This window comes from Sphingomonas sp. PAMC 26617, from assembly GCF_000242835.1.
GTDB lineage: Bacteria > Pseudomonadota > Alphaproteobacteria > Sphingomonadales > Sphingomonadaceae > Sphingomonas.
The window spans coordinates 3,305,071-3,330,142 of record NZ_JH594425.1; the positions used below are offsets into that span (position 1 = coordinate 3,305,071).

Below are 25,072 nucleotides of genomic sequence, written 5' to 3' on the forward strand. Positions count from 1 at the left end.
CAGCATGTTTCGGGGTTTGGCCACGCTGTGGCTACTGTCTGCCACGGCCGTTGCCGGCGCACCCAATACGATCAGCATACGCGCGGTCCCCCTCGACCGGGCATTAACTGCGCTCGCCGAGCAGACCGGGACCGATATCGTCAGCATCGAACCGGGGCTGCGCGCGGTCGCGGCACGCCCGCTACGCGGCCGGATGACGGCTGAAACGGCGCTTCGGCGGTTGCTCAAGGACACCGGCTATCGCGCGGTCCCGATTGGTTCGCACGGGTTCCGAATCGTCCGCGCCCCGCGTCGCGTCGTCGCTCCACCTCCAAAGGCAGTCGCCATCCCCGGCGATGGGGCGGACATCGTGGTGACCGCGAGCAAGCAACGGTCCTCGCTGCTGCGCTTCCCCGGCAGCGCGATCATGCTGAGTGGTTTTGCGCCCGCATCCCGCGCGACGCGGCCGATCGACATGGACACACTGGCCCGCGCGACCCCGGTGCTACAGAACACCGAGCTTGGCGTCGGCCGAAACAAGATCTTCATCCGCGGGATCGCGGACAGCAGCTTCAACGGCGCGACCCAATCGACCGCCAGCCAGTATTTCGACGAAGTTCCGCTGGGTTTCGCCGGCCCGGAACCGAGCCTCAACCTGTACGACATGCACAGCGTCGAAGTGCTCGAAGGGCCGCAGGGCACGCTGTACGGCGCAGGCGCGATCGGCGGGATCATCCGGCTGACGCCGAACCCGGTTTCGTTCCAGCGCACCAGTGCGGCGATGACCGGCGGGGTCACGCTGACGCAGGATGGCGCACCCGGTTTCGACATCGCGGGCATGGCCAATTTGCCCCTGGTTCGCGATCAGGCAGGTGCCCGGATAGTGGCGTATCGCCAGCAGGCGGGCGGCTATATCGATGACCCCGCGCGCAAGCTGACCGCGATCAACCGTACCGATACGGTCGGCGGCCGGGTGGCGGTGGCATTTGATCCCGGCGACGGCTGGAGCGTCGAACTCGGGGCGCTCGGGCAGCGCATCGATTCGGCGGATGCGCAATATACCGAACCCAGAAGCCCTGCGGACGCGCGGTCGCTCCAGCGCCAGTCGCTCTATGCGCAGCCGTATCACAGCACGATCAAGCTGGTGCGCAGCGTCGTTCGGAAAAGCTGGGACAGCGGGCTCGATCTGGTCTCTGCCACCGGCTTTGTCGATCGGCAGACCGACGACACGTTCGACGCCAGCCGTGCGCTCGGCAGCGTCGGGGCTGTGCTCTATCGCAACGCCCAGATCGACCGCCTGTTCGTCCAGGAAACGCGGCTGGTCCGTCCGGCGACGACCCGCGTCGGCTGGCTGCTCGGGGTCGCGTACCTCAACGACAATGACGTCCAGTCGCGGGCGCTCGGCCCGCCCGGGCAGACCGCGACGATCATCGGCGTGACCAACCGCACCGAAAGCGTCTCGGCGTTCGGCGAGGCGACGTGGCCGGTCACCCCGGCCTTTTCGCTGACGGCAGGCGCCCGCCTCACCGCAGCCCGCACAGACGGCGAGCCGTCCGTGCGACCGCGCAACAACAGTTTCATCAAGGGGCGGGCGACGCGGCGGATCGATCCGACGCTTGCCGCGTCGTGGCTGGTCGCGCCGCGCACCGCGCTTTTCGCCAAGGTCCAGTCGGGGTATCGGACCGGGGGGCTGGCGGTGGCAAGCGGCATCGGACGGGTTGCAGATTACCGTTCGGATTCGATCATCGTCGGCGAGGCCGGGGTCCGGCGGCAGCATCAGGGCGAAATCGGTCTCGAACTCTCCGGCGCGGTTTCCTATGCGCGCTGGCGCGATATCCAGGCGGACCTCTACAATCGACGCGGCCAGCCCTATACCGCCAATATCGGCAATGCCGACATCACCGCACTGGAGGCGCTCGGCGATTGGGTGCCGGTCCGCGGGCTGCACGCGACCTTCGCCTTCCTCTACACCTACAACCTCGTCGACGGTGCCCTCGCGCAACTGGCGAAGAGCAGCAACCGGCGGTTGCCCGAGACCCCGCCGTTCGCGGGCAACGCGGGCCTGTCCTATCAATGGCTGCATCGCGCCGGGTCGCGGTTCGACGTCGGCGTCCAGGCGCGCTATGTCGGGCGCTCGGTGTTGGGGACCGGCGATTATCTCGAGATCAGCCAGGGGCAATATGCAGTGCTTGCGGCGCATGCGGGATGGCACTGGCGCAACGTCGACTTCGTTGCATCCGGCGACAACCTCCTCAACGCACGCGCCAACCAGTTTGCGCTCGGCAATCCGTTGATCCTCTCGACCCGGGCGCAGGCCACGCCGCTTCGGCCGCGAAACCTGCGGATCGGCGCGTCGATCGCCTGGTGAACGCAAGCCTCGCGTCCCTAATCGCACGAGTTCGGCGCGCACCTGTGGGAACCCGCAGGTAGGATTTCCAGGCGCATGGTAACGCCCACAGTCCTGGCGTCATGACAAACTGACGCGCTCGAAGGGGTGGGCAATGCGGGATACGGACTCGGACTGGGAACGGATCGGTCAGGAGGAACCCTATTATGGCGTTCTGACGCATGATCGGTTCCTGCGGAAAAACATCGACGAGCAGGCGTTGCAGGATTTCTGGGATACCGGGGAGGCCGATTACGCGCACCTGACCACCACGATCCAGCATCATCTGGGGGATTTCAAACCGCATACGGCGCTGGACTTTGGCTGTGGTGTCGGTCGCCTGACGCGCGCGATGGCGAAACGATGTGGCAGTGTTTTCGGCGTCGACGTGGCTGAAGGCATGCTGATCGAAGCGCGCAAGGACCGTCTTCCCAACATCGAATACGTTCGGGAAATCCCCGTCGCCAAAGTCGACTGGGTTCATTCCTCGATGGTGTTGCAACATATCCCCCCGGTGCGCGGGTACGTCCTGATCGACGACCTCATGGCGCGGCTGAACCCGGGCGGTGTCTTCACGCTCCACTTCCCGATCTTCAAGGACCGCGAGTATCTCGAGCGTATCACGCCGTATTTTCGTCGCGGGAGATGGGACGGGGAAACCCTGACCCATATGTCGCTCGAAGCCGTCGCCGAAGGAACGATGCTGATGTACGACTATGACGTCAGCCGGATCCTCATGACTGCGATAGCGGCGGGGTGCGCCCACAATTACTTAAATCATTCGAACCACGGCGGGTGCCACACCATCACCCTTTACGGCCGGGTTTGAATCGAACGATCTTCGGGGATCGCCGGAGTACGGTGGCTTGGCGCACGTCGAAGAACGGGCGGGTGCGGTTTTCCGTCGGTGCCGGAAACGATCGGGTCCGCTGCCGGCTGGTAGCGTTAGCGCCTGTCGGCTGCCGGGGACGTCCTGAGCGCGGGAACCGCGAGCGGTGGCTTGGCACCCGCCGGGCCATCGATGACAGGTGCATCCCCCTTTCGCCGCACGCCCGTCAGTCCGTCGGAAAGCAGCGGGACATGCGGTGGTAGCGCGGCGGACGGGCTGGGCTCCTCGTCGATCTTCAGGCTCTCCGCCGCCAGTCGGGCGGTGGTGAGGAAGGTCTGGGCCTTCATGCACTGTGATGCCACCGGACGCCGGAACTCGCGGCAATTCCACAGCGCCTTGTCATAGCCGCGCGGTTTGTCGCGCAGATAGCTGAACGCCATTGCGGCGACCTGCGCGGGTTGCAGCGGGAGCGATGCCGGCGTCATCGCCGGATCGATCCAGCCCATTACCTTGCAATAGGAGCGGTCTGCGCAAATCCGCGCGGCGAATTGCGCGAAGCCGTCCGGCGACATGGTGTCGGGGTCGAGCGTGAGCAGGAAGCTGTTGCCATCCCCCGGCAGCGCGGGCGGAAGCGGGGATTCCGCGGCAGCGGTGTCGTACAGCGCGCCTTGCGCGATCGGGAACCCCTCCGCGCCGCGATGCGCCTCGGAATAGGGCGCGAGCGCGGCGATGACTGGTTCTGCGCTCGACACCTGGCGGTTGAAGGCGGCGGGCGTGCCCCACCAGCCGGTCCAGCGGAAAAACAGATGCGTGCCGACCGACGCGATCTTGTCGAGGCTGGATTGCCAGTACGGCACGACCCAGTCGGTGTGATAATGCGTGGCATAGCCGACCTTGCGCGCGACCGACCCGCTGAGCGCCGACGCCGCGACCGTCCGCGCGCGCCCCCATTGCGCTTCGCTCCAGCGATTGCGGGTGAGGGCACCGTCGCAGGTGAAGGTGAACTGGCACCCGGTGCTGCGTTCGGATCCCTGGAACACGACGCCGCAGATCGTCTTGGGGAAAGCCGGATGGCGGACGCGGTTGATCACGACCTGCGCGACGGCGCGCTGGCCGACCGGATCGTCGCCTGCTTCGTAGAGCACCGCCGCCGCCATACAGTCCGTCGCGCGCGCGCGCTCGTTCGCATCGCCCGCGAGCTTGAACGGGCGCGCAGCAGGGTTGGGGCCGTCGACGAAAGGAACGTCGGCATTATAGTCGCGCGCATCCTGCGGATCGAGGTCCTGGAACGCGACGGGTTCGACCGGCGGAAGCTCGGCCTGCGGAACGACGCGTTGCGGCACCGCGCGGACCTTGTTGTGGTGACGAACGGGCGGGGGCGCCGTGCGCACGAGCAACAGCGGAAGCAGGATCGCGAGCGCTGCAATGGCGACCAGCACGAGCCGGAGGGTCAGCGTCGGTTTCGGGGAAGGTGGCACGGCGATCAGCGACCGACGAAAGGGGACGGGGAAACAGGCACGCGGGGCTCCTGACCGGGATTGGCCGCGGCCCTTAGCGCATTTTTGCGAACAAGCGAAACGCCTGCCGGATACCGATCCGGCAGGCGTCTCGAAACGGATCAGCTCTCGGGCAGGAAGTCCGGGACCGACAGATACCGCTCGCCGGTATCGTAGTTGAACCCGAGCACGCGGACGTTGTCGGGCAGGTCAGGGAGCTTCTGCAGAATCGCCGCAAGCGTCGCGCCCGAGCTGATCCCGACGAGCATGCCTTCCTCGGCAGCCGAGCGGCGCGCCATGTCCTTGGCGACCGCTGCATCGACCTTGATCGCACCGTCGATCGACTGGGTGTGGAGGTTGGCCGGAACGAACCCGGCGCCGATCCCCTGGATCGGGTGCGGGCCCGGCGCGCCGCCCGAGATGACCGGCGAGGCTTCGGGTTCGACCGCATAGACCTTGAGGTTGGGCCATTCCTTCTTGAGCGCCTCGGCAACGCCGGTGATGTGGCCGCCGGTGCCGACCCCTGTGATGATCACGTCGATCGGCGAATCGCGGAAATCGTTAAGGATTTCCATCGCGGTGGTACGGACGTGGACGTCGATGTTGGCGGCGTTCTCGAACTGCTGCGGCATCCAGGAATTGGGCGTCTGCTCGACCAGTTCGAGCGCGCGTTCGATCGCGCCCTTCATGCCCTTTTCGCGCGGCGTCAGGTCGAAGGTTGCACCGTAGGCCAGCATCAGGCGGCGGCGTTCTAGCGACATGCTCTCGGGCATGACGAGCACGAGCTTGTAGCCCTTGACCGCCGCGACCATCGCAAGGCCGACGCCGGTGTTGCCGCTGGTCGGTTCGATGATGGTTCCGCCGGGCTGGAGATGCCCGTCGCGTTCCGCCGCCTCGATCATCGCGAGCGCGATGCGATCCTTGATCGACCCGCCGGGGTTGGAGCGTTCCGACTTAATCCAGACTTCGGCGCCGGGGAAGAGCTTCTGGATACGGACGTGCGGCGTATTGCCGATCGTATCCAGGATGGTGTTCGCCTTCATGATTGCGCAACTCCTGCTGGGGTCTTGGTTAAAGCTATGTCGGGCTGGTCGAAGGTCTTCGCAAGCCTGAGCTCGGGGAACAGCCGGACCCACAGGATCGTCACGACGATTGCGCCGATCCCGCCGAACATCACCGCGCCGACCGGGCCGAGCAGCGAAGCGAGCAGCCCGCTCTCGGCTTCGCCGAGCTCATTCGAGGCGGAAATCGTGAGCTGCGAGACCGCGCTGACGCGGCCGCGCATCGCGTCCGGGGTGTGGAGCTGGATCAGCGACTGGCGGACATAGACCGACACCATGTCGCCGCAGCCAGCGACCGCGAGCGCGGCGGCGCTGAGCCACAGGTTGCGCGACAGGCCGAAGACGAGGATCGCCGCGCCGAACACCATCACCGCGATCAGCATCTTGACCCCAACGTTGGTCTTCATCGGCCGGACCGAGAAGAACAGCGCGGTGACGGTCGCGCCAGCGCCCATGCTCGCGGCGAGGATGCCAAGCCCCTGCGGGCCGACATGCAGGATGTCGCGCGCGAACACCGGGAGCAAAGCGGTCGACCCCGCAAGCAGCACCGCGAAAAGGTCGAGCGTGATCGTCGCGAGCACCAACCGGTTGTGGCGGACATAGGCGAAGCCCTGCGCGATCCGGGTGAGCGGGTGCTGGTCGGGTTGCGATGGCGGCTGCGGGACCGGGCCGATCAGAAACATCGCAACCAGCGCGACCGACAACAGGCTGACGACGACGCCATAGGCAAAGTCCGGGTGGACCGCGAATAGCAGGCCGCCGAGACTGGGGCCGGCGATCGACCCGACCTGCCACGCGATCGAGCTCACCGCGATCGCAGTCGGCAGGCTTTCGCGCGGGACGAGGTTGGGCGCGAGCGCGGAATAGGCCGGGCCGGAGAAGGCACGGACGATGCCGAACACCACGGCTGCGGTGAACAGCGCGGGGAGGGTGAGCGTGTGCGTCGCGGTCAGCACGCCGAGCGTGCCGGCGGTTAGCAGCATCACCAGCGTCGTCACCCGCACGATCCAGCGCCGGTCGACCGAGTCGGCGACCAGCCCCACCACCGGGGTCAGCAGGAACAGCGGCACGAACTGCGCCGCGCCGATCATCCCGAGCAGGAACGCCGCCTCGCGAATCCCCATGGTCGCGCGCGCCAGACCGTAGACCTGCCAACCGACGATCAGTGCCATCGCGGTGATCGCGACCGTGCCCGACAGGCGCGACGCCCAATAGGCGCGGAAATTGGGGATGCGGAAGGGATGCGGTGCGTCTGCCATCGCATCATGCCTTAGGCCGAGCCGCGCGCGCGCCGCAATCACCGTCTTGCTTGGCCCGTGGAAACTTCTGTTCGTCCCGGCGACGCTAGGGATTTGACGCGGGACATTGATATGCGCGCAACAACGGGCCTATAGGCTCGCGACATTCCCCAGGATACGAGGTTGATCGTCCGTGGCCAAAGCCCCCGCCCTTCGTAAAGCTGAACCGCCGGTTCCCAACCGCGAACGTCCCGATGAACCGACGCCGTACTCGGCTTCGAAGGACGAGCTGATCGAATTCTACAAGCAGATGTTGCTGATCCGCCGCTTCGAGGAAAAGGCGGGCCAGCTCTATGGCCTCGGCCTGATCGGCGGCTTCTGCCATCTCTACATCGGCCAGGAAGCGGTCGCAGTCGGTCTGCAATCCGCGCTGACCCCGGTCGACAGCGTCATCACCGGCTATCGCGACCACGGCCACATGCTGCTTTGCGGCATCCCGCCGCAGGACGTGATGGCCGAGCTTACGGGGCGTGCCGCCGGCATCTCCAAGGGCAAGGGCGGCTCGATGCATATGTTCTCGGTGGAACATAAGTTCTACGGCGGGCATGGCATCGTCGGCGCGCAGGTTTCGCTCGGCACCGGGCTCGGCTTCAGCCACAAGTATAAGGGCGACGGCGGCGTTTGCCTCGCCTACTTCGGCGATGGCGCGGCCAACCAGGGCCAGGTGTACGAGAGCTTCAACATGGCCGAGCTGTGGAAGCTCCCGGTCATCTACGTCATCGAAAACAACCAATATGCGATGGGCACGAGCGTCAATCGCGCATCGGCCGAGGACCAGCTCTATCGCCGCGGCGAGAGCTTCCGCATCCCGGGCATTCAGGTCGATGGCATGGACGTGCTCGCGTGCCGTGGCGCAGCCGAAGAGGCGCTCGCCTGGGTTCGCGCCGGCAAGGGGCCGATCATCCTCGAGATGAAGACCTATCGCTATCGCGGCCACTCGATGTCCGATCCGGCGAAATATCGCAGCCGCGAGGAAGTCCAGGCGGTTCGCGACAAGTCCGATCCGATCGAGCACGTCAAGAAGCTGCTCGAGGAGCAAGGCGTCACCGAGAGCGATCTCAAGGGGGTCGAGCAGGAGATCCGCAAGATCGTCAACGAAGCTGCCGATTTCGCTGAACAGACGCCCGAGCCCGATGCGGCCGAGCTCTATACCGACGTTCTGGTGGAAAAATACTGATGCCGATTGAGATCAAGATGCCCGCGCTTTCCCCCACCATGGAGGAAGGCACGCTCGCCAAGTGGCTGGTCAAGGAAGGCGACGTCGTCAAGTCGGGCGACATCATGGCCGAGATCGAGACCGACAAGGCGACGATGGAATTCGAAGCGGTCGACGAAGGCACGATCGGCAAGATCCTCGTCGCCGAGGGAACCGATAACGTGAAGGTCGGCACCGTCATCGCGACGCTCGACGCCGAGGGCGAAGAGCCGTCGTCCGGCGAGCGTGCGGGCGATTCCGCCAACGCGCAGCCGAAGGAAGCGCAGCCCGCCGACAAGGCACCGCCGGCCCCCGAGAGCAACGTCCCGATGGCCGCCGAGAGCGGCACGCAGCAGCTTCACGCCGCCGCCGAGCAGAAGGCAAAGGTCAGCGACCCCGCGATCCCCGAGGGGACCGAGATGGTCAAGATCACGCTGCGCGAAGCGTTGCGCGACGCGATGGCCGAGGAAATGCGCGCGGACGAGCGCATCTTCGTGATGGGCGAGGAAGTCGCGCAGTATCAGGGCGCGTATAAGGTGACGCAGGGCCTGCTCGCCGAGTTCGGCGACAAGCGCGTGATCGATACGCCGATCACCGAATATGGCTTTGCCGGCATCGGTGCGGGCGCGGCGATGGGCGGGCTTCGTCCGATCGTCGAATTCATGACCTTCAACTTCGCGTTGCAGGCGATCGATCACATCATCAACTCGGCCGCGAAGACCAACTACATGTCGGGCGGCCAGATGCGCTGCCCGATCGTGTTCCGTGGCCCCAACGGCGCGGCATCGCGCGTCGGTGCGCAGCATTCGCACAACTTCGCGGCATGGTACGCCAGCGTGCCGGGCCTGATCGTGATCGCGCCCTATGATGCGGCGGACGCCAAGGGCCTGCTCAAGGCCGCGATCCGCACCGAGGATCCGGTCGTGTTCCTGGAGAACGAGCTGCTCTACGGCCGCACGTTCGAGGTTCCCAAGCTCGACGATTACGTCCTGCCGATCGGCAAGGCGCGGATCATGCGCGAGGGCAAGGACGTGACGATCGTCAGCTATTCGATCGGCGTCGGACTCGCGCTCGAAGCCGCCGAGAAGCTGGCGGAAGAGGGGATCGACGCCGAGGTGATCGATCTGCGCACGCTCCGCCCGCTCGATACCGAGACGGTGCTCGCCAGCCTCAAGAAGACCAATCGTCTGGTCATCGCGGAAGAGAATTGGGCAACCTGCTCGATTGCTTCGGAAATCCAGGCGGTCTGCATGGAGCAGGGCTTCGACGACCTTGACGCGCCGGTGCTGCGCGTCACCAACGAGGACGTGCCGATGCCGTATGCGGCGAACCTCGAGAAGCTGATGCTGGTGACGAGCGACAAGATCGTCGCTGCGGTCAAGAAGGTGACGTACCGGGGCTGAGGCCCCGGTACGCCCTTCGGGGCGTCACGCGGTGTAGAGGTCGCAAGTATTGCGTTTGGCGGTCGGCGCCGGGTTCGTCACCTGCGTGAAGTTGCGTTTGTCGCGAACAATGAAGGTCGCGATCGAGTGCAGCTTTTTTGCGCCGATCAGCCAGGTGCCGGTGACCGGCTGGTAATTGTAGTTGATCTCGACGAACATTACCCCGGAGTCGGTCGGCGCAGAAACCTTGCTGCCAACGTCGCCCATCCCGCCGGTGATCACGCTGCCGGGGTGGCTGGCGGAATTGTCTGGGCTGCCCGAGGAAGCGGTGTTGACGCCGGCGGTGGGATCATAGCTGGCAGCGGAATCGTCCGCGGTCGATGGCGCGTTATTCTTGATGGTGGTGCGCCCATAGGTCGAATCGAAGCCGGTGCCGGTCTTGAGACCGAGACAGCGCTGCCAGTGGATCCGCTGGACGCCGTTCGACTCCTCGAGGCTGGACAGCGTGATCCGGCCATTCGCGGTGAGTTTCAGATCGGTACCCTGCAGCTTTGCCGCCTGCAGCACGTCGTTGACGTCATACTCGCGCAGATCCTGCTGCGACAGGTTGTTAGCCACCCCGACGCGCGACGCGTTGTCCGCCAGCGCCAGCGCGATCTGGCTGAGTTTCAGGTTGGTCAGCGCAAGATTGGAAATCTCGACGCCATAAAGCCCGAGCGCGAGCACGATCGGCATCGATAGCGCGAATTCGAGCAGAGCGAGACCGCTGGTATCGCCGCGAAGCCTGGCGAAGGTCGATGCGCGGATCATGGCGTGCACAACACCGCGGGCGCGGTCGCAGGCGAGGACTGGGACTGGTAGGGCTGGTTTTTCAAGGTCGTGCTACCCGTAATTGTCTGGTTGGGTGACCATCCGAGCAACCCCGCCACGGGCAGGAGACGCGGATAGGTTACCCGCATGGTGTAGACCGTCACGTCGCTTGCACCGCCCTGGCCGCTGGCACCGGGATCGGGCGTGGCGTCCCATTTCGTGTTGCCGTTGATGTCGGAATAACATTCGGTCGGCTGGCGAATGCCGTCATTATTGTCGTCGGAGAATGGTTCGGGACCGGTTTGCGTAAAGCTCGAATAGCTCACTCGAGTCGCGCACCATGTGCCGGCCGCCGGATCGGTCGCGCAGGATTGCGTGGTCGCTCCGATCAGCCCGCCCATCACGGTCATCACCTTCTGATCGAGGTCGTTGACCGAGGCACCTTGCAGCGTGCTGTCGCGCGCCGCCTTCTGGACGGCACCGTTGAGGATCGCGCGCGCATAGGTGCCGTACAGCAGGTCGCAGAGCGCCATCATCAACACCACCATCACCGGGGCGACGAAGGTGAATTCGAGCAGGGTCCCGCCGCGGATGTCGCGGCGGAGCGAAGCCCGGCTCACTTCGTCACACGGAGCATCGCCACCTGCTTGGCGATCTTCTGGAAGGCGGTGTCGAGCGACTTGTTGTCGCTGGCGTAATAGGCCTGCCCGTCGGATGCGCAGGTGGTCAGTTCGTTGGTCAGCTGCTGCCCGAAGCCGACCACGAACACCTTGATGTTGCGGGCCTTTGCCGCCGCACATTCGGCGAGGAAGCGCTGGTTGTGATAGGCGGTATAGGTTGCCAAGGTCCCCTGGTTGCCGTTGGCTACGCGCTTGCGGTACGCCTCGATCCCGTAGAGTCCGTAGATGTTGGCGTTCGGCGACATGTCGCCATCGGTCATGAAGACGATATAGCGGTTGGGTGCGTTGCGGCCGGGCCAGGTCGACGTATCGTTCTTGAAGATCCCGTTGGGCGAGATCATCCGCGTGCCCCAGATCATTCCCGAATCATGGTACGTACCGCCCTGCGGAACGAAGTCGCTCGCGTTGACATAGGCGCTGACCTGCGCGCGGGTCAGCGTGTCGAGCCGCTGGACCGGCTTGCCGCACGAGACATAGCCGGACGAAATGTTCTGAACCGCGTTCAGGGGCGTCCATACGCTGACCTGCGCCGTGCTGGCGGTGTCGCCATAGGGGTTCGTGCTGTCCGACCCCGACCCCGACCAACCGTTACCGGAATTGGAATAGTCGCTCGAGACCAGCGACGTGTAGCTGCCGCGATAATAGATGACGTCGGGCCACATCGGGCGCCATTTGGTCGCGGTGGCACCGTTGGGGATCAGATCGGGGTCGAGATCGGGCGGCAATTTGGTCTGGTCGAAGCTCGTGGCCCCCGAGGTGGTGTCGCGTTCCTCGAGGCAACCCTGCCACTTGCTGGTTGCGGCAGTGACCTTGGAAGGGTCGTCGACGCTATTGCCCATCACGTAGTTGCCGACGTCGAGCTGCGAATAGTCATAGGTCCATGCGGGCTTGGCCGGCGTCGCGGTAAGCTTGCAGGTGCCGAGCGCCGTGCTTCCCGATCCGCTGGTTAGCGTCCAGGACGGGTTGGTATAGACGGTAGCGGTCGCGTTGGTCGTGTACCCGGTCACCGGATCGCGAACGAGCGCGCTGCACGCCGCGGAGGTCATGCCGGTCTTGGAAGTGCTGTACGCGTTTCCTGCCTGCATGTCGCCCTTCAGGCGGCGCGTGTCGTAGCTCCAGTTCCTCACCATATAGAGGGGATAGTTGGTGATGTCCGTGACGGTCGGATCGACCGGCGAAACCTGAGTCACCGCATAGCCGGCGTTGACCGTCGAGGTATAGGTCACGAAGCCGTAGCGGATGTGGGTCGTGTCATCCTTGCTCGCCGCGACGGTGTCGTAGAAGTTGAGCACCGCCGTGCGCACCCCCGACAGCTTCGAGCCGCTGACCTCCTGCGCGTAATACCCGGTCGTACCGTCGGGCCGCGTATAGCTCTTGATCGTCGGGCTGCAGCCTGCGGTCTGCGAGGCGAGGCACGCCATCGACCCGGTGGTATCGAGCACGAACATCACGTCGGTATCGGCGACGTCGAAACGCGCCTCGCAACTTACGGTGAGGGTGACGTCCTTGGTCCCGATGATCTTCGAGACGGTCATCGGTACGGTCGCGGTGGCGGTGGCGGCGACCTGATTGTCGGTGGTCTTGGTCGGCGTGAACGCAACCTTGGTGGTGCCCATATAACCGGTTACGGCCGGGGTCTTGGTCGGATCGTCCTTGTTGAAATTGTTCGCGAAGAACGCATTTGCCTGCGTCACGGCATTGTCGTCGAGCGCGGTGTTGTTGGTATAGGCCATCGTCTTGCGCCCGGCGAGCGCGCCCGCGTCGCAGGCTTGCTGGAGCCGGGTCTTGGCGACATAGATGCGCCCCATGTCGACCGTAGATCCGACCAGACCCGTCAGCGGGATCAGAAACATCGCCATCATGGCGAGCGTGTTGCCGCTCGCATCGTGCGCGAGCGTGACCATCAGGCCGCGTGCCGCTGCCTCCGTCCTGGGTTCCTGCCCCGTCATGCCGCCAATATCCCCTGCAAGAAAAACACGCGTCTCGGAGTGCGATATGCCGCAGAAGGGGATAATCACGCGTGAGCGAGCATGGTTAAGGAGCGATGACCACGCGCCGCGCGGCATCGCGCGATGAGCGGGCAGGAAGACCCCGAACGGAACCTCTCCTTGTCCTACGCGGCGCCCGCCGCGCAGCCCGGCTTTGCGGCGCTGCTCGCGCTCGACGAGACGCTTGGCCAGATCCTGCGGACGACGCGCGAACCGATGGTCGGGCAGATGCGGCTGACCTGGTGGCACGAGGCGTTATCCGCGCTCGATCACACCGCGCCGCCGGCGCAGCCGGTGTTGCAGGCGCTCGCGACCGAGGTCGTGTCCCGGGGCGTGTCGGGGGCGGCGCTTGCGGGCATGATCGACGGATGGGAAGTCCTGCTCGACCCCGATCCGCTGACTCGCGCGACGCTCGAAACCTACGCCGCGCACCGCGGCGGGACGCTGTTCGCCCAGGCCGGTGTTCTGCTCGGTGCAGGTCCGCGCGATCCGTTGCTGCAGGCAGGGACGGGGTGGGCGCTCGCCGATCTCGCGCGGCACTTGCGCGACGCGGAAGCTGCCGCGCTACCGCGGATGCTTTCGCAGCACGAACTGGACGCGGCGTTCGGGCTGCGCTGGAGCAGGCCGGCGCGCGCGCTTGGCGCGCTCGCGCTCATCGCGCGGATGGATTTGGCGATGCTGCAGGACGGCGGTCCGCCAGGCACGTCGCCGCGGCGCATCGCCCGGCTTGCGTGGCACCGGATCAGCGGACGCTAGGCTTTCCCGGTGCCGCCTAACCCGATATTCCGGGCGCGGGGACATGGGGGGAATCGGAATATGTGGCGCATCATCATTGGTGGGCTCGCCGCGCTTGCGTTGGTCGCGGCGGGCGTCGTGTTGTTCAATCGCAATGCCCGGTCGGTCGCGGCACTGCCGGGGGTGCCGTTGCCGCTCGCGCAGGCGGGGAGCAGTGAAAACCTGCCAGACGTCGCGCCTGCCGCGACCGAGGCGACGCGCGAGGCCAAACGGTTCGCGCGGTACGACAAGGACGAGAACGGTACGGTCGGGCGCGAGGAATATCTTGCGCCCCGGCGCAAGGCGTTCGCCAAGCTCGACACCAACCATGACGGTGCCTTGTCGTTCGACGAGTGGGCAGCAAAGACCGAAACGAAGTTCGCCGAGGCGGACAAGGACAAGTCGGGCGGGATGACCCCCGCCGAATTCGCCACCACCGCGCCGAAGCGCAAGCCACCGCACATCCGTCGCGATTGCCCGCCACCAGCCAACGCCGCCGCGGCGGAGGAGAATTGACCGGTCGGGCCTGACCGTCCGCGACATCCGAGGGCCGATCCGAGCCTCAGCCCTCCCGTTCGTTAACCGGCTTCGACCGAAACGAACGGACGGGCGGGTTCAAGCCACCGCCAACCACGCGCCGAGGGCCGAGCGTGCGCGGTCGGTGTACATCTTCTTGCGGTCGGCTTTCTTGGTCCGGCCCGGGATCGGGGGGAACAGCCCGAAATTGACGTTCATCGGCTGGTACGTATCCGCGACCGCAGCGCCGGTGATGTGATGGAGCAAAGCGCCCAGCGCGGTCGTGACCGGCGGCGGGGTCATCGCGCGCCCGCCCAGTTCGGCAACCGCAAACCGCCCCGCCATCAGCCCGACCGCTGCGCTCTCGACATAGCCTTCGCAGCCTGTGATCTGCCCGGCGAAGCGGACGTTTGGGCGGGATTTGAGCCGCAGCGTCGGGTCGAGCAATTCGGGCGAACGGATGAAGGTGTTTCGGTGCAACCCGCCAAGCCGCGCGAATTCGGCGTTCTCCAGCCCCGGGATCGTACGGAACAGGCGGACCTGCTCGGAATGCTTGAGCTTGGTCTGGAAACCGACGATGTTCCACAGCGTCCCGCTCGCATTGTCCTGCCGCAGCTGGACGACCGCATAGGGCCAGCGTCCGGTCCGCGGGTCATCGAGCCCGACCGGCTTCATCGGCCCGTAGCGCAGCGTATCGACCCCGCGCGATGCGGCGACCTCGATCGGCATGCAGCCCTCGAAATAGGGGGTGTTCTGCTCCCATTCCTTGAACTCGGTCTTCTCGCCCTCGATTAAGCCGGTGTGGAAGGCGATATACTGCTCCTGGTTGAGCGCGCAGTTGATGTAATCCTTGCCCTCTCCCTTGTTCCAGCGTGACTGGAACCACGCGGTGTCCATGTCGATGCTGTCGAAATGGACGATCGGCGCGATCGCATCGAAGAAGGCAAGCGAGTCCGCGCCGGTCGCGGCGCCGATGCTGGACGCGAGGCCCGCGGCGGTCAGCGGGCCGGTTGCGACGATGACAGGGGTGTCGGGGAGGGTGTCGACCCGTTCGCGCACCACCTGGATGTTGGGATGCGCCTCGAGTGCCGCGGTGACGCCGGCCGAAAACCCGTCGCGGTCGACCGCAAGCGCCGAACCTGCGGGGACCTTGTGGATGTCCGCTTCGCGCAGGATCAGAGATCCCAGCGTCCGCATCTCCTGGTGGATCAGCCCGACCGCGTTGCTGTCGGCATCGTCGGAGCGGAAGCTGTTCGAGCAGACCAGCTCGGCGAGACCGTCGCTCTGGTGCGCGGGGGTCATTTCGCCGCCACGCTCGGCGGGGGCGCCGCGCATTTCGGACAGGCGGACCGAAAAGCCCGCCTCGGCCAGCTGCCATGCCGCCTCGGACCCAGCGAGGCCGCCGCCGATGATGTGGATGTCGTGTGTCATGCGCCGTCCTTTGGGCATCCGCGCCGACTGGTCAACCGCCACGCGGCGATCGCGGTGGGGAAGGCCTGATGTCGATCAAGCAGATAAGATCGCCAACCCGCGAAGCGATTGCAAGGGCCGGACGTTCCGGCATCAGGACGAAGCATAGCCGCTCGTCTCAACAGGAGATCGAAGATGCGTACTGGCAAAATTCTAGCGGTACTGGCGCTCGGTACAATTCCGGCGCTTGCGATCGCAGCGCCCGCAATGACGTCGGCGACCTATGTCATGAAGGCAGGCGCTGGCGATCTTTACGAAAAGCAGGCGAGCACGCTCGTGATGACGTCGACCGTCAATCCCAAGCTCAAGACGTTCGCAAAGGACATGGTCACCGACCACGCCAACAGCACCGCCGCCGTCAAGGCCGCCGCGATGAAGGCTGGCATCCATCCCGCCGCGCCCAAGCTGACCACGAAGCAGTCGAGCGATCTCGCCGCGCTACGCGCCGCAACCGGTACCGCGCGCGACACGCTATATATCCAGCAGCAGAAGGCGGCGCATCAGGACGCGCTCGCGCTGCATCAGGATGAATCGTCGACCGGGACCGCCGCCCCGCTGAAGGCGGCCGCTACCAAGATCGTACCCGTCGTCCAGCATCACATCGCCATGCTTGCCGCGATGTAAGAGACTTCCAGCCCCGGCGGCGGTGCGCGCCGTCGGGGCGGAACGGGATATGATGAAGATTTTCACGATCGGCTACGAAGCCGCCACGATGTCCGACTTCCTCGCCGCGTTGACCCGGGCAGGGGTGACGCGCGTAATCGACGTTCGCGCGCTCCCGCTGTCTCGCCGCCCGGGATTTTCGAAGACGTCGTTGGCCGCGTCGCTGGCGGCGGCGGACATCGATTACGTTCACCTGAAAGCGCTCGGCACGCCGAAGGCGGGGCGCGACGCCGCCAAGAAAGGCGACGTCGCGACGCTCGAGTCGGTCTACGCGCACCAGCTCGAATTGCCTGAGGCGCAGGTGCAGGCGGCACGCATGCTGGCGCTCGCCGCCGAGCAGCCGAGCGCGCTGTTATGCTACGAGCGAGACCCGCGGCATTGCCACCGGACGTTGCTGCTCGAGGCGGAAGCGGAGGGGGTCGAGGTCGTCGATCTCTATTGCTGATCCGGTCATCGTTAATTCGTATCGGACCGTCGGTCCGGCCTTGAGGCGTGGCGAGTGGCGCGGTAGGAATACATCAAATGGACCAGATTTCGCCACGGCGATCCCGGCCATCAGCAATTTCCAGAGCCAACACCCTTTCGAGGAAGTCGATGCCGTATTCGCGCATGTCCGCCGCGTTGTCGATCGCCCGGGACCGACAGGTCGTGCCACGTCAGTTCGAGCTGAGCTGGGACGATTTCGAAGACTTCACGGCGAGTACGCACGGCATGCAATCGGTCTCGGGCTATCCGCAGACGTGGAAGTTCGCGGGCGTCCATGTCCGGCGGTCGCTCGACAAATATGCCTCATCCACGCTGATCGTCGATGGCGCTGAATCGCCGCTCGAGCTCCATCAGGCGTCGCGCACGGTCTACCGGCACGTCCCGGGGCACGTGCAGTCCTGAGCGACAGGTGCTGCGGGACGCGCGCCTCCCGGTCCGCGAATCCCGCAAGTACCCGTCGAAATAGTCTTCGGTCCTAGCCAGCCACCGGCAGCTTGACGCTGCCATCGGCATCCCGCTCGAGCGGGCCGTACGCGATGACCGTCTCCAGCAGCAGCGGACCGCCATAGAGATGCGGGAAAAGTTGCCCGCCGCGCGACTGCTCCCATTTCAACCCCGCCCCGAACGAGCCGAGATCGACCGCCGCGACATGCAGATCGCCTTGACCGGCGAAATGCTTGTCGACGGTTTCTGTCAACTGATCGGCGGTCGACAGGTGGACGTAACCGTCCGCCAGATCGACCGGCGCGCCCGCGAACGATCCGTCCGCTTCGAGCGCCGCCATCTGCTCAGCGGTCAGGACCTTGTACGCGGTGAGGGGCAGGTCGCTCATTCGCCATCCTCCGGACCGGCTGCGCTGTCGTCGCTCGTGTTCGCACCGTCGTCGGGGGCGAGCTCGACCTGGGTCAGGTCGCGGACGTCCGCCTCGGCATCGCCTTCGGCTTCCTCGATCCGTGCGGCGGAGACGACATGCTCGTTCTTGCCAACATCGAACAGCCGCACGCCTGCCGAGTTGCGCCCGATCACGCGCATCGAGCCGAGCGTGGTGCGGATCACCTTCGCCTGGTCGGTGACGAGCATCAGCTGATGCCCCTTGGTCGCGGCGAAGCTCGCGACGACCGGACCGTTGCGCGGGATGTTGTCGATGTTGGTGATGCCCTGGCCACCGCGCCCGGTGCGGCGATAGTCATAGGCGGAGGACAGCTTGCCGTAGCCGTTGGCGCAGACCGTCAGGATGAACTGCTCGCGCTCCATCAATTCCTGATAGCGCCCGGTGTCCATCGTCGGCTCGCCGTCGCGCTCCCCCTTCCAGGGTGCGAAGCGGAGATAATCCTCGCGCTCCTCCGGCGTAGCGCCGACGCGGTGGAGGATCGACAGCGAGATGACCTTGTCGTCGCCCTTGAGCAGCATGCCGCGCACGCCGGTCGAGTTGCGGCTCTGAAACTCGCGTACTTCGTCGGCGGCGAAGCGGATCGCCTTGCCTGCGCGCGTCGCGAGCAGCACGTCGTCATGCTCGCTGAGCAACGCGACGCCGATCAGCCGGTCGTCGGCGTCGATGCCTTCGAACTTCATCGCGATCTTGCCCGCGGTGGGCACGTTGGTGAACGCATCCATCGAATTGCGCCGCACACTGCCGCCCGCAGTCGCGAACATCACGTGGAGCTTGGCCCATTCGGTCTCGTCCTCGGGGAGCGCCAGAACGGTCGAGATCGTCTCGCCCTCGGCGAGCGGGAGCAAGTTGATCATCGGACGACCGCGCGTGGCGGCGCCACCTTCCGGCAGCTTCCAGACCTTCATCCGGTAGACCTTGCCGAGCGTCGAGAAGAACAGGACCGGGGTGTGGGTGCTCGTCACGAACAGGTTCGTGATCGCGTCCTCGTCCTTGGTCGCCATGCCCGCACGGCCCTTGCCGCCCCGCGCCTGCGCCCGGAACGTGTCGAGCGTGGTGCGCTTGATATAGCCCTGCATCGTCACGGTGACCACCATGTCCTCGCGCTCGATCAGATCCTCATCGTCGATGCCGTCTGCGGCAGCGGCGATCTCGGTCCGACGCGGCGTCGCGAATTCGGCGCGGACGGCGACGAGTTCCTCGCGCATGACGGCGTATAGCTTCGCACGGTTGCCGAGGATGTCGAGCAGCTCACCGATCGAGTCGGCCAGGCCCTGCAGCTCGTTGCCGATCTCGTCGCGACCCAGCGCGGTGAGGCGGTGGAGGCGGAGATCGAGGATCGCGCGGACCTGCGCTTCGGACAGGCGATAGGTGTCGCCGGTGACTTCGGCTTCGACCGCCTCGACCAGCTTGATATAGGGCGCGATCTCGGCGACCGGCCAATCGCGGTTGAGCAACGCTTCGCGCGCGGCTGCGGGGCTCGACGATCCACGGATGATCTTGACGACTTCGTCGAGGTTGGTGACCGCGATGACGAGGCCGAGCAACAGATGCGCGCGCTCGCGGGCCTTCGCCAGCTCGAACTTCGAGCGCCGGGTGATCACTTCCTCGCGGAAGGTGATGAACGACGTCAGGATGTCGCGCAGGTTGAGCAGCTCGGGCCGACCGCCGCGAATCGCGAGCATGTTGGCGGGGAAGCTCGATTGCGCGGGCGTGTGCCGCCACAATTGGTTGAGCACCACGTCCGGGGTCGCATCGCGTTTGAGGTCGATGACGATGCGGACGCCTTCGCGGTTCGATTCGTCGCGAATGTCGCTGACGCCCTCGATCCGCTTTTCCTTGGCGGCGTCGGCGATCTTTTCGACCAGGCCGTTCTTGCCGGTCTGGAACGGGATGGCGGTCAGGACGATCGAGCGACGGTCGCCGCGGCCTTCCTCGACCACGTAGCGCGAGCGAACGATCACCGAGCCGCGCCCGGTTTCATAGGCCGAGCGCGCACCGGCGCGGCCGAGGATGATCGCACCGGTCGGGAAATCGGGACCGGGGACGATCTCGATCAGTTCGTCGGTGGTCACTTCCTCGCGCGCACCGGTCGCGGCGTCGATCAACGCGAGCGTCGCGTCGACCACTTCGCCGAGATTGTGCGGCGGGATATTGGTGGCCATGCCGACCGCGATGCCGCCCGCGCCGTTGACGAGCAGGTTGGGGAAGCGTGCCGGAAGCACCGCAGGCTCGCGCTCCGAGCCGTCATAGTTGGGGACGAAGTCGACCGTGTCCTTGTCGATGTCCTCGAGCAGCGATCCGGCGACCTTGGCGAGACGCGCCTCGGTGTAGCGCATTGCCGCGGGCGGATCGGGATCCATCGAGCCGAAGTTGCCCTGACCGTCCATCAACGGCACGCGCATCGACCAGTCCTGCGTCATGCGCGCAAGGGCGTCATAAATCGAGCTATCGCCGTGGGGGTGGTATTTACCCATGGCATCACCGACGATGCGCGCGCATTTGCGATACGGTCGGTTGTAGACGAACCCGCTTTCGGACGCGGACCACAGGATGCGGCGGTGGACCGGCTTCAGCCCGTCCCGAACGTCAGGCAAGGCGCGCGCGACGATCACGCTCATCGCATAGTCGAGGTAGCTCGACTTCATCTCGTCGACGATCGAGATCGGAGCAATATCGGACGGGTCGGCGAGTACGGTCTCGTCGGTCAATTTTTGGCGCCTTCGGCTGTTTATGTCGGTTCGGTTACGACCTAGCCCAGCGCTCGACTTATGTCACGCGGCACGGTGCCGGAAGCGGGCGTTCACGGTGCGAAAACGCACAAAAAAGGGGCGTCGGCACGAATGCCGACGCCCCCTCGTCCAGCGTTGGCGTTCAGGCGGTTAGCGGGGTCGAACCCCGACGACGCACGGCGATGCCGATCATGCCGAAACCTGCCAGCAGCATCGCCCACGTCGTCGGTTCGGGCACCGCTGCCGCAACCGCCGAAACGCGGTAGCTGATGGTCGGGACTTCATAATCGTAAAATGCGGTCGGCCCGAACGCGAGCAAGGTCGGCTGCGCGAGCGTGCCGCTGTACAGCGCGGGACCCGCGATGTTCGCGAGCGTGAAGTTGAACGTGTTGAGCGTCATGCCGCCGCCGTCCGCTGCATCATACAGCGCCAGGCTGGCGGTCGACGATCCGTCCGAATAAACGCCGGCAACGTCGAAGATGAAGAATTCCGTTGGAAAGTTGACGTCGGGCATGGTGTGATCGTCGAGCGAGAAGTGTGCCGAGAAACCGTTCGAACCGGTGATCGCATAGAACAGCGTCGTCGCTGAAGCGGGGGTCGCCGAGACCAACGCGGTGGCGGCAGCCGCCAGCAGTGCAATGCGCTTCATGATACGAAATCCCCCGGTTAACGATGTGTTAACCGCAGAGCATCTTGATCGATGAACTACAAGACGTTTACGCTAGATATCATCCCGGTCCGGGAAATACTTACTGGTGAAGCGTCACGCGCTTGTCATCAATACATGCAGTGTCGAGCAAGGCGGCTCGAAACACTGCGCTACGCCTTTCCTTAGAAGGGCACTTCCTTGCCTTCGAAATCGAACAGCTTGCCGGTGTCCGGGGCCTTCAGTTCCTCGATGACGTCGAGCAGTTGCAACGCCGCGCGCTCGGCATCGAACAGCCGGCCCGGCTGGACGTTGCCCTGAAACGGTTTGGACAATGCGGTATCGACCGTGCCCGGGTGGAGCCCCACGACGATCGCCCGGTCGTTGCGCCGCTTTTCCTCGATGGCGAGCGTGCGGATCAACTGGTTGAGGGCGGCCTTTGCAGCCCGATAGCCATACCAGCCGCCGAGCTTGTTGTCCGAGATGCTTCCGACGCGCGCCGACAGGGCCGCGAAGACGCAACGGCCGGTCTTCGGCATCAACGGGAGGAAGTGCTTCGCGACGATCGCCGGCCCGATCGCGTTGATCGCGAATTGCCGCGCGAGCCAGTCGGGGTCGAGCTCGCGAAGCGCCTTCTCGGGTCCGCGTTCGCCATCGTGAAGCAGGCCGGTCGCGACGATCACCAGCGTGGGAGCAGGGCCCTTCGCAACCTGCACCGCCGCGGCAGCAATGGTCGACTCGTCGAGCAGGTCGATATGCCGGTCACCCTCGTAAGACCGCGCGAACCCAAGGACGGTGTCGAACGCGCCCTCTTCGGTCAGCGCGGCTTCGAGCGCCGCGCCGATGCCGCCCGATGCGCCGATGATGACGGCTGTCGTCATGCCCATGTCCTCATGCCCATGTCCTTATGTCCGCGTAAACCGCCACCGATCGTCGGTGCTCTCCGCCGGATCGAAGCGATAGCCGTCGCTGTCGAACCCCTTCATCGCCTCGATATCGGTGATGCGATGCTCGCACATCCAGCGCGCGACCATGCCGCGGGCCTTCTTGGCGTGGAAGCTGACGAAGCGCGGGCCGCCCGGCCCGGGCTCGCGGAAATCGACGTCGACTACGCGGACGCCGGCAAGCTTGCCGTCGACCGCACGGAAATATTCCTGGCTTGCCAGGTTGAGCACCACGCCCGACCCCTCGGACTCGACTTCGTCGCGGACCAAAGCGGCGATCCGATCGCCCCACCAGTCGTACAACGACGGTTTCCGCGGTGCCCAGCGCGTGCCCATTTCGAGGCGATAGGGCCGCATCCTGTCGAACGGGCGGAGCAGGCCGTACAGTCCCGACAGCATGCGCACGTGATCCTCCGCGAAATCGAGCGCGGGGGCATCGAGCGTCAGGGCCTCGAGCCCGGTATAGACGTCACCCGCGAAGGCGAACAGCGCCGGGCGTTCGGGCGCTTCGGCGAAGTCCGCGAAACGGTCCGCGTTAAGCTTGGCCAGTTTCGGTGAAATGCCCATCAGGTCGGACAGCTTCTTCTGCGTCAGGTGCGACGCCGCCTTCGCCAGCGTCGCGGCTTCCGCCGCGAAGTGCGGCTGCGTTGCGGTGACGGGCGGAAGCGCGCTGTCGTAATCGAGCGTCTTGGCGGGGGAGAGCAGGGCGATCATCGCCAAGGCGGGTAGCCGCGTGCTGACGACACGTCAAAGAGTCTCCCGGTGGTCGACGCGGGGGAACCGCGGCGAGTTCAAGCGTTGTTCAGCCCGGAGACGGCACCGGCGTCGCTTGACGGTGAAACCGGTGGCGTTAGAGCGGCTCAGGCATTTCCCCCGCAAGGTCGCCCGTTCGAGGCATGAGGAGAGTTCGGCAATGAAGATGGTTTCGAAAATCGCACTGACCGGGGCGCTCGTCGTCTCGATCAACGGTGCAGCTCTGGTTGCGCCCGCATTCGCGAAGAAGAAGGACGAGGCACCCGCCGCGCCGACGATCTCCAAGGAAGTTCGCGACAATTTCGTTGCCGCCAAGGCGGCGCTCGACGCCAACCCGAAGGATCTCGCCAAGGCCGAGGCAAGCGTGACCGCGCTCGATGCCGCTGCCAAGACGGATTACGAGAAGTATATCGGCAGCAGCCTGCGCCTGTCGGTGGTCAACGCGCAGAGCACCGGCCTGACCGACGCACAGCGCGCCGCCGCGCTTGCGCCGATGCTCGATGCGCTGATCGCCAACCCGACGACCCCGAAGACCGAAGTCGCGATTCGCACCAACGAGCGCGCTGGCCTGTATTTCACGCAGAAGCAGTACGCCCAGGCCGCAGCCGGCTGGCAGAAGGCCAAGGACCTCGGCTACACCGATGCGGACCTGCTGCTCAACATCGCACGCGCGAAGGTCGAGTCCGGTGACGTCGACGGCGGCGTCGCAGCGCTCGACCAGGCGGTCAAGGCCGAGGAAGCCGCTGGCCGCGTGCCGCCGGAAGCATGGTACAAGTATGCGTTCACGCGTCTTTACAAGGCTGGCAAGGACGAGGCGGGCGACGCCTGGACCGCAGGCTGGCTGTCGCATTACGGCACCAAGCAAAACTGGCGCGCCGCGATCTACACCTTCGGCTTCCAGGGGCCGAACGCTGCGAAGTACAGCAAGAACCGCGTCGACCTGTTCCGCCTGATGTGGGCGACCAAGAGCCAGGCCGGGCAGACCGAATATCTCCAGTATGCGGATGCGGCGATCAAGGTCGGCCTTCCCAACGAAGCCAAGGTCGTGCTCGACGAGGGCGCGGCATCGAACGTCGTTCCCGCGACCAACGTGCTCGGCAAGGAACTGATGGCGTCGGCCAAGACCGGCATCGCCGGCAGCACCTCGCCCGCGGGCAAGGAAAAGAACGCCCAGGCTGCGCCGAAGGGCGACATCGCAGGGCAGGCGGGCGACGCCTACTTTGGCGCGCGCAATTACGCCAAGGCGGTTGAAATGTATCGTCTCGCCGAGACCAAGGGCGCGACCGACGCGGATCGTAACAGCCTCCACCTCGGCATGGCGTTGGCAATGGCGGGCGACCGCGAGGCCGCCAAGGCAGCCCTCGCCAAGGTCGCAAGTGAGCCGAACAAGTCGATCGCCCGCTTGTGGCAGACCTATGTCGCGGCACCGCCTGCGGCATAAGGCTCACCCTCACGGTAAAAAAAAGGGCGGCCCGAACGGGTCGCCCTTTTTTGTTGCAGCGGTCAGGCGCTGCGAATCGGGATGCCGGGGAGCGACTTGGCGGTGCGGATCGTCAGCGACGTCTTGACGCTCGCGACGTTCGGCGCGGGTGTCAGCTGGGTCATCAGGATCTCCTGGAACCCCTTGAGATCGCTCGCGACGATCTTGAGGATAAAGTCGATCTCCCCGTTGAGCATATGGCATTCGCGGACCTCCGGGATGGTCGCGACATGCTGTTCGAATGCGGCAAGATCCTGTTCGGCCTGGCTGCGCAGGCTGACCATTGCGAACACCGTGATCGGATAGCCAAGCGTTGCCGGGTCGATCTCGGCATGGTAGCCGCGGATCGCACCGGCTTCCTCGAGCGCACGGACACGCCGCAGGCAGGGGGGAGCGGTCAGCCCGACGCGCTCGGCCAGATCGACATTGGTCATGCGCCCGTCGTCCTGAAGCAGTTCCAGGATGCGCCGGTCGATCGAATCAAAGGACATTACGTGAAGCTCCTGGAATCGGCGCGTTTGGCATCGCGCTGTGGAGCGGCCCTATAATATAATTGCCGGAGAACGCAATTGTCCCACATTGTTACGTGGCGAAATCTCCCGTTCCCTGTGGCCG

General features: G+C 65.4%; 23 protein-coding genes. 10 read left to right on the forward strand and 13 right to left on the reverse strand.

What is annotated here, in order from left to right; translation table 11 throughout:
- Nucleotides 1-4 precede the first annotated feature (4 nt).
- Together RH91_RS14520 and RH91_RS14525 are read left to right on the forward strand one after the other, a co-directional pair.
- Nucleotides 5-2,347, forward strand: coding sequence for a TonB-dependent receptor domain-containing protein (locus tag RH91_RS14520; protein WP_232283517.1), 2,343 nt, complete (start codon nucleotides 5-7; stop codon nucleotides 2,345-2,347).
- Nucleotides 2,348-2,585: 238 nt separating this feature from the next.
- Nucleotides 2,586-3,194 (forward strand): class I SAM-dependent methyltransferase, encoded by a 609-nt coding sequence (locus RH91_RS14525; protein ID WP_232283518.1) that lies wholly within the window; start codon nucleotides 2,586-2,588, stop codon nucleotides 3,192-3,194.
- Between the two features lie 116 nt (nucleotides 3,195-3,310).
- On the opposite strand, the gene RH91_RS14530 is transcribed toward RH91_RS14525, so the two are convergent.
- From RH91_RS14530 to RH91_RS14540, 3 genes are all read right to left on the reverse strand, one after another.
- Complete coding sequence (locus RH91_RS14530) at nucleotides 3,311-4,633, reverse strand: cell wall hydrolase (protein ID WP_010163610.1); 1,323 nt, start codon at nucleotides 4,631-4,633, stop codon at nucleotides 3,311-3,313.
- Nucleotides 4,634-4,812: 179 nt separating this feature from the next.
- Nucleotides 4,813-5,733: a cysteine synthase A gene (gene cysK / locus RH91_RS14535; RefSeq protein WP_010163611.1), complete on the reverse strand. Its 921-nt coding sequence runs from the start codon at nucleotides 5,731-5,733 to the stop codon at nucleotides 4,813-4,815.
- A complete protein-coding gene (locus RH91_RS14540) occupies nucleotides 5,730-7,010 on the reverse strand; it encodes an MFS transporter (protein WP_010163612.1) in 1,281 nt (426 codons plus the stop codon). The genes cysK and RH91_RS14540 overlap by 4 nt, the downstream gene beginning before the upstream one ends.
- Before the next feature lie 172 nt (nucleotides 7,011-7,182).
- Here RH91_RS14540 and pdhA point away from each other — a divergent pair, with 172 nt between their 5' ends.
- Nucleotides 7,183-8,226: a pyruvate dehydrogenase (acetyl-transferring) E1 component subunit alpha gene (gene pdhA, locus RH91_RS14545; protein WP_010163613.1), complete on the forward strand. Its 1,044-nt coding sequence runs from the start codon at nucleotides 7,183-7,185 to the stop codon at nucleotides 8,224-8,226.
- Nucleotides 8,226-9,647 carry a pyruvate dehydrogenase complex E1 component subunit beta gene (locus RH91_RS14550; RefSeq protein WP_010163614.1) on the forward strand — a complete coding sequence of 474 codons (1,422 nt, stop codon included), beginning with the start codon at nucleotides 8,226-8,228 and terminating at the stop codon, nucleotides 9,645-9,647. Before pdhA ends, RH91_RS14550 begins: the two co-directional genes overlap by 1 nt.
- Nucleotides 9,648-9,671: 24 nt before the next feature.
- Here the strand turns inward: RH91_RS14550 and RH91_RS14555 are convergent, their stop codons facing one another.
- Genes RH91_RS14555 through RH91_RS14565 form a run of 3 tightly spaced genes read right to left on the reverse strand, consistent with a single transcriptional unit; the run spans nucleotide 9,672 to nucleotide 13,065 of the window.
- Complete coding sequence (locus RH91_RS14555) at nucleotides 9,672-10,436, reverse strand: TadE/TadG family type IV pilus assembly protein (RefSeq protein WP_010163616.1); 765 nt, start codon at nucleotides 10,434-10,436, stop codon at nucleotides 9,672-9,674.
- Entirely contained in the window at nucleotides 10,433-11,056 is a 624-nt protein-coding gene (locus tag RH91_RS14560) for a TadE/TadG family type IV pilus assembly protein (protein ID WP_010163618.1), read from the reverse strand. Before RH91_RS14560 ends, RH91_RS14555 begins: the two co-directional genes overlap by 4 nt.
- On the reverse strand, nucleotides 11,053-13,065 hold the full coding sequence (locus RH91_RS14565; protein ID WP_010163620.1) for a TadE/TadG family type IV pilus assembly protein: 2,013 nt from the start codon (nucleotides 13,063-13,065) through the stop codon (nucleotides 11,053-11,055). Before RH91_RS14565 ends, RH91_RS14560 begins: the two co-directional genes overlap by 4 nt.
- A gap of 123 nt (nucleotides 13,066-13,188) precedes the next feature.
- Between RH91_RS14565 and RH91_RS14570 the strand changes: the two genes are divergently transcribed.
- Both RH91_RS14570 and RH91_RS14575 read left to right on the forward strand, forming a co-directional pair.
- The gene (locus RH91_RS14570; RefSeq protein WP_010163621.1) at nucleotides 13,189-13,860 is read left to right on the forward strand and encodes a squalene/phytoene synthase family protein; all 672 of its coding nucleotides are present in this window, start codon (nucleotides 13,189-13,191) and stop codon (nucleotides 13,858-13,860) included.
- A 60-nt stretch (nucleotides 13,861-13,920) separates the two neighbouring features.
- Entirely contained in the window at nucleotides 13,921-14,394 is a 474-nt protein-coding gene (locus RH91_RS14575) for an EF-hand domain-containing protein (RefSeq protein WP_010163622.1), read from the forward strand.
- Nucleotides 14,395-14,493: 99 nt separating this feature from the next.
- Here RH91_RS14575 and trmFO read toward each other — a convergent pair whose 3' ends face one another.
- Nucleotides 14,494-15,825: a methylenetetrahydrofolate--tRNA-(uracil(54)-C(5))-methyltransferase (FADH(2)-oxidizing) TrmFO gene (trmFO, locus tag RH91_RS14580; RefSeq protein ID WP_029623891.1), complete on the reverse strand. Its 1,332-nt coding sequence runs from the start codon at nucleotides 15,823-15,825 to the stop codon at nucleotides 14,494-14,496.
- A 174-nt stretch (nucleotides 15,826-15,999) separates the two neighbouring features.
- Between trmFO and RH91_RS14585 the strand changes: the two genes are divergently transcribed.
- From RH91_RS14585 to RH91_RS14595, 3 genes are all read left to right on the forward strand, one after another.
- Nucleotides 16,000-16,488, forward strand: coding sequence for a DUF4142 domain-containing protein (locus tag RH91_RS14585; protein ID WP_010163624.1), 489 nt, complete (start codon nucleotides 16,000-16,002; stop codon nucleotides 16,486-16,488).
- A 52-nt stretch (nucleotides 16,489-16,540) separates the two neighbouring features.
- The gene (locus tag RH91_RS14590) at nucleotides 16,541-16,972 is read left to right on the forward strand and encodes a DUF488 domain-containing protein (protein WP_026046578.1); all 432 of its coding nucleotides are present in this window, start codon (nucleotides 16,541-16,543) and stop codon (nucleotides 16,970-16,972) included.
- Between the two features lie 149 nt (nucleotides 16,973-17,121).
- Nucleotides 17,122-17,415, forward strand: coding sequence for a hypothetical protein (locus RH91_RS14595; RefSeq protein ID WP_010163626.1), 294 nt, complete (start codon nucleotides 17,122-17,124; stop codon nucleotides 17,413-17,415).
- A 73-nt stretch (nucleotides 17,416-17,488) separates the two neighbouring features.
- Here the strand turns inward: RH91_RS14595 and RH91_RS14600 are convergent, their stop codons facing one another.
- From RH91_RS14600 to yaaA, 5 genes are all read right to left on the reverse strand, one after another.
- Nucleotides 17,489-17,845 carry a DUF952 domain-containing protein gene (locus tag RH91_RS14600; RefSeq protein ID WP_010163627.1) on the reverse strand — a complete coding sequence of 119 codons (357 nt, stop codon included), beginning with the start codon at nucleotides 17,843-17,845 and terminating at the stop codon, nucleotides 17,489-17,491.
- Nucleotides 17,842-20,613: a DNA gyrase subunit A gene (gyrA, locus tag RH91_RS14605; RefSeq protein ID WP_010163628.1), complete on the reverse strand. Its 2,772-nt coding sequence runs from the start codon at nucleotides 20,611-20,613 to the stop codon at nucleotides 17,842-17,844. The genes RH91_RS14600 and gyrA overlap by 4 nt, the downstream gene beginning before the upstream one ends.
- Nucleotides 20,614-20,776: 163 nt before the next feature.
- A complete protein-coding gene (locus tag RH91_RS14610) occupies nucleotides 20,777-21,283 on the reverse strand; it encodes a PEPxxWA-CTERM sorting domain-containing protein (protein WP_010163629.1) in 507 nt (168 codons plus the stop codon).
- 182 nt (nucleotides 21,284-21,465) lie between these two features.
- The gene (locus tag RH91_RS14615; RefSeq protein ID WP_010163631.1) at nucleotides 21,466-22,167 is read right to left on the reverse strand and encodes an SDR family NAD(P)-dependent oxidoreductase; all 702 of its coding nucleotides are present in this window, start codon (nucleotides 22,165-22,167) and stop codon (nucleotides 21,466-21,468) included.
- Nucleotides 22,168-22,185: 18 nt separating this feature from the next.
- Nucleotides 22,186-22,938, reverse strand: coding sequence for a peroxide stress protein YaaA (gene yaaA / locus RH91_RS14620; protein ID WP_029623894.1), 753 nt, complete (start codon nucleotides 22,936-22,938; stop codon nucleotides 22,186-22,188).
- A gap of 199 nt (nucleotides 22,939-23,137) precedes the next feature.
- Between yaaA and RH91_RS14625 the strand changes: the two genes are divergently transcribed.
- Nucleotides 23,138-24,418 carry a hypothetical protein gene (locus RH91_RS14625; protein WP_010163633.1) on the forward strand — a complete coding sequence of 427 codons (1,281 nt, stop codon included), beginning with the start codon at nucleotides 23,138-23,140 and terminating at the stop codon, nucleotides 24,416-24,418.
- Between the two features lie 62 nt (nucleotides 24,419-24,480).
- Here RH91_RS14625 and RH91_RS14630 read toward each other — a convergent pair whose 3' ends face one another.
- Nucleotides 24,481-24,948: an Lrp/AsnC family transcriptional regulator gene (locus tag RH91_RS14630; protein ID WP_010163634.1), complete on the reverse strand. Its 468-nt coding sequence runs from the start codon at nucleotides 24,946-24,948 to the stop codon at nucleotides 24,481-24,483.
- Between the last annotated feature and the right edge of the window lie 124 nt (nucleotides 24,949-25,072).

Coding starts and splice junctions, on each gene's coding strand:
- RH91_RS14520 (WP_232283517.1), top strand. CDS start 5: ATGTTTCGGGGTTTGGCCACGCTGTGGCTACTGTCTGCCACGGCCGTT.
- cysK (WP_010163611.1), bottom strand. CDS start 5,733: ATGAAGGCGAACACCATCCTGGATACGATCGGCAATACGCCGCACGTC.
- RH91_RS14540 (WP_010163612.1), bottom strand. CDS start 7,010: ATGGCAGACGCACCGCATCCCTTCCGCATCCCCAATTTCCGCGCCTAT.
- RH91_RS14550 (WP_010163614.1), top strand. CDS start 8,226: ATGCCGATTGAGATCAAGATGCCCGCGCTTTCCCCCACCATGGAGGAA.
- RH91_RS14555 (WP_010163616.1), bottom strand. CDS start 10,436: ATGATCCGCGCATCGACCTTCGCCAGGCTTCGCGGCGATACCAGCGGT.
- RH91_RS14565 (WP_010163620.1), bottom strand. CDS start 13,065: ATGACGGGGCAGGAACCCAGGACGGAGGCAGCGGCACGCGGCCTGATG.
- RH91_RS14570 (WP_010163621.1), top strand. CDS start 13,189: ATGAGCGGGCAGGAAGACCCCGAACGGAACCTCTCCTTGTCCTACGCG.
- RH91_RS14575 (WP_010163622.1), top strand. CDS start 13,921: ATGTGGCGCATCATCATTGGTGGGCTCGCCGCGCTTGCGTTGGTCGCG.
- trmFO (WP_029623891.1), bottom strand. CDS start 15,825: ATGACACACGACATCCACATCATCGGCGGCGGCCTCGCTGGGTCCGAG.
- RH91_RS14585 (WP_010163624.1), top strand. CDS start 16,000: ATGCGTACTGGCAAAATTCTAGCGGTACTGGCGCTCGGTACAATTCCG.
- RH91_RS14590 (WP_026046578.1), top strand. CDS start 16,541: ATGAAGATTTTCACGATCGGCTACGAAGCCGCCACGATGTCCGACTTC.
- RH91_RS14595 (WP_010163626.1), top strand. CDS start 17,122: ATGCCGTATTCGCGCATGTCCGCCGCGTTGTCGATCGCCCGGGACCGA.
- RH91_RS14600 (WP_010163627.1), bottom strand. CDS start 17,845: ATGAGCGACCTGCCCCTCACCGCGTACAAGGTCCTGACCGCTGAGCAG.
- RH91_RS14610 (WP_010163629.1), bottom strand. CDS start 21,283: ATGAAGCGCATTGCACTGCTGGCGGCTGCCGCCACCGCGTTGGTCTCG.
- RH91_RS14615 (WP_010163631.1), bottom strand. CDS start 22,167: ATGGGCATGACGACAGCCGTCATCATCGGCGCATCGGGCGGCATCGGC.
- yaaA (WP_029623894.1), bottom strand. CDS start 22,938: ATGATCGCCCTGCTCTCCCCCGCCAAGACGCTCGATTACGACAGCGCG.
- RH91_RS14625 (WP_010163633.1), top strand. CDS start 23,138: ATGAAGATGGTTTCGAAAATCGCACTGACCGGGGCGCTCGTCGTCTCG.
- RH91_RS14630 (WP_010163634.1), bottom strand. CDS start 24,948: ATGTCCTTTGATTCGATCGACCGGCGCATCCTGGAACTGCTTCAGGAC.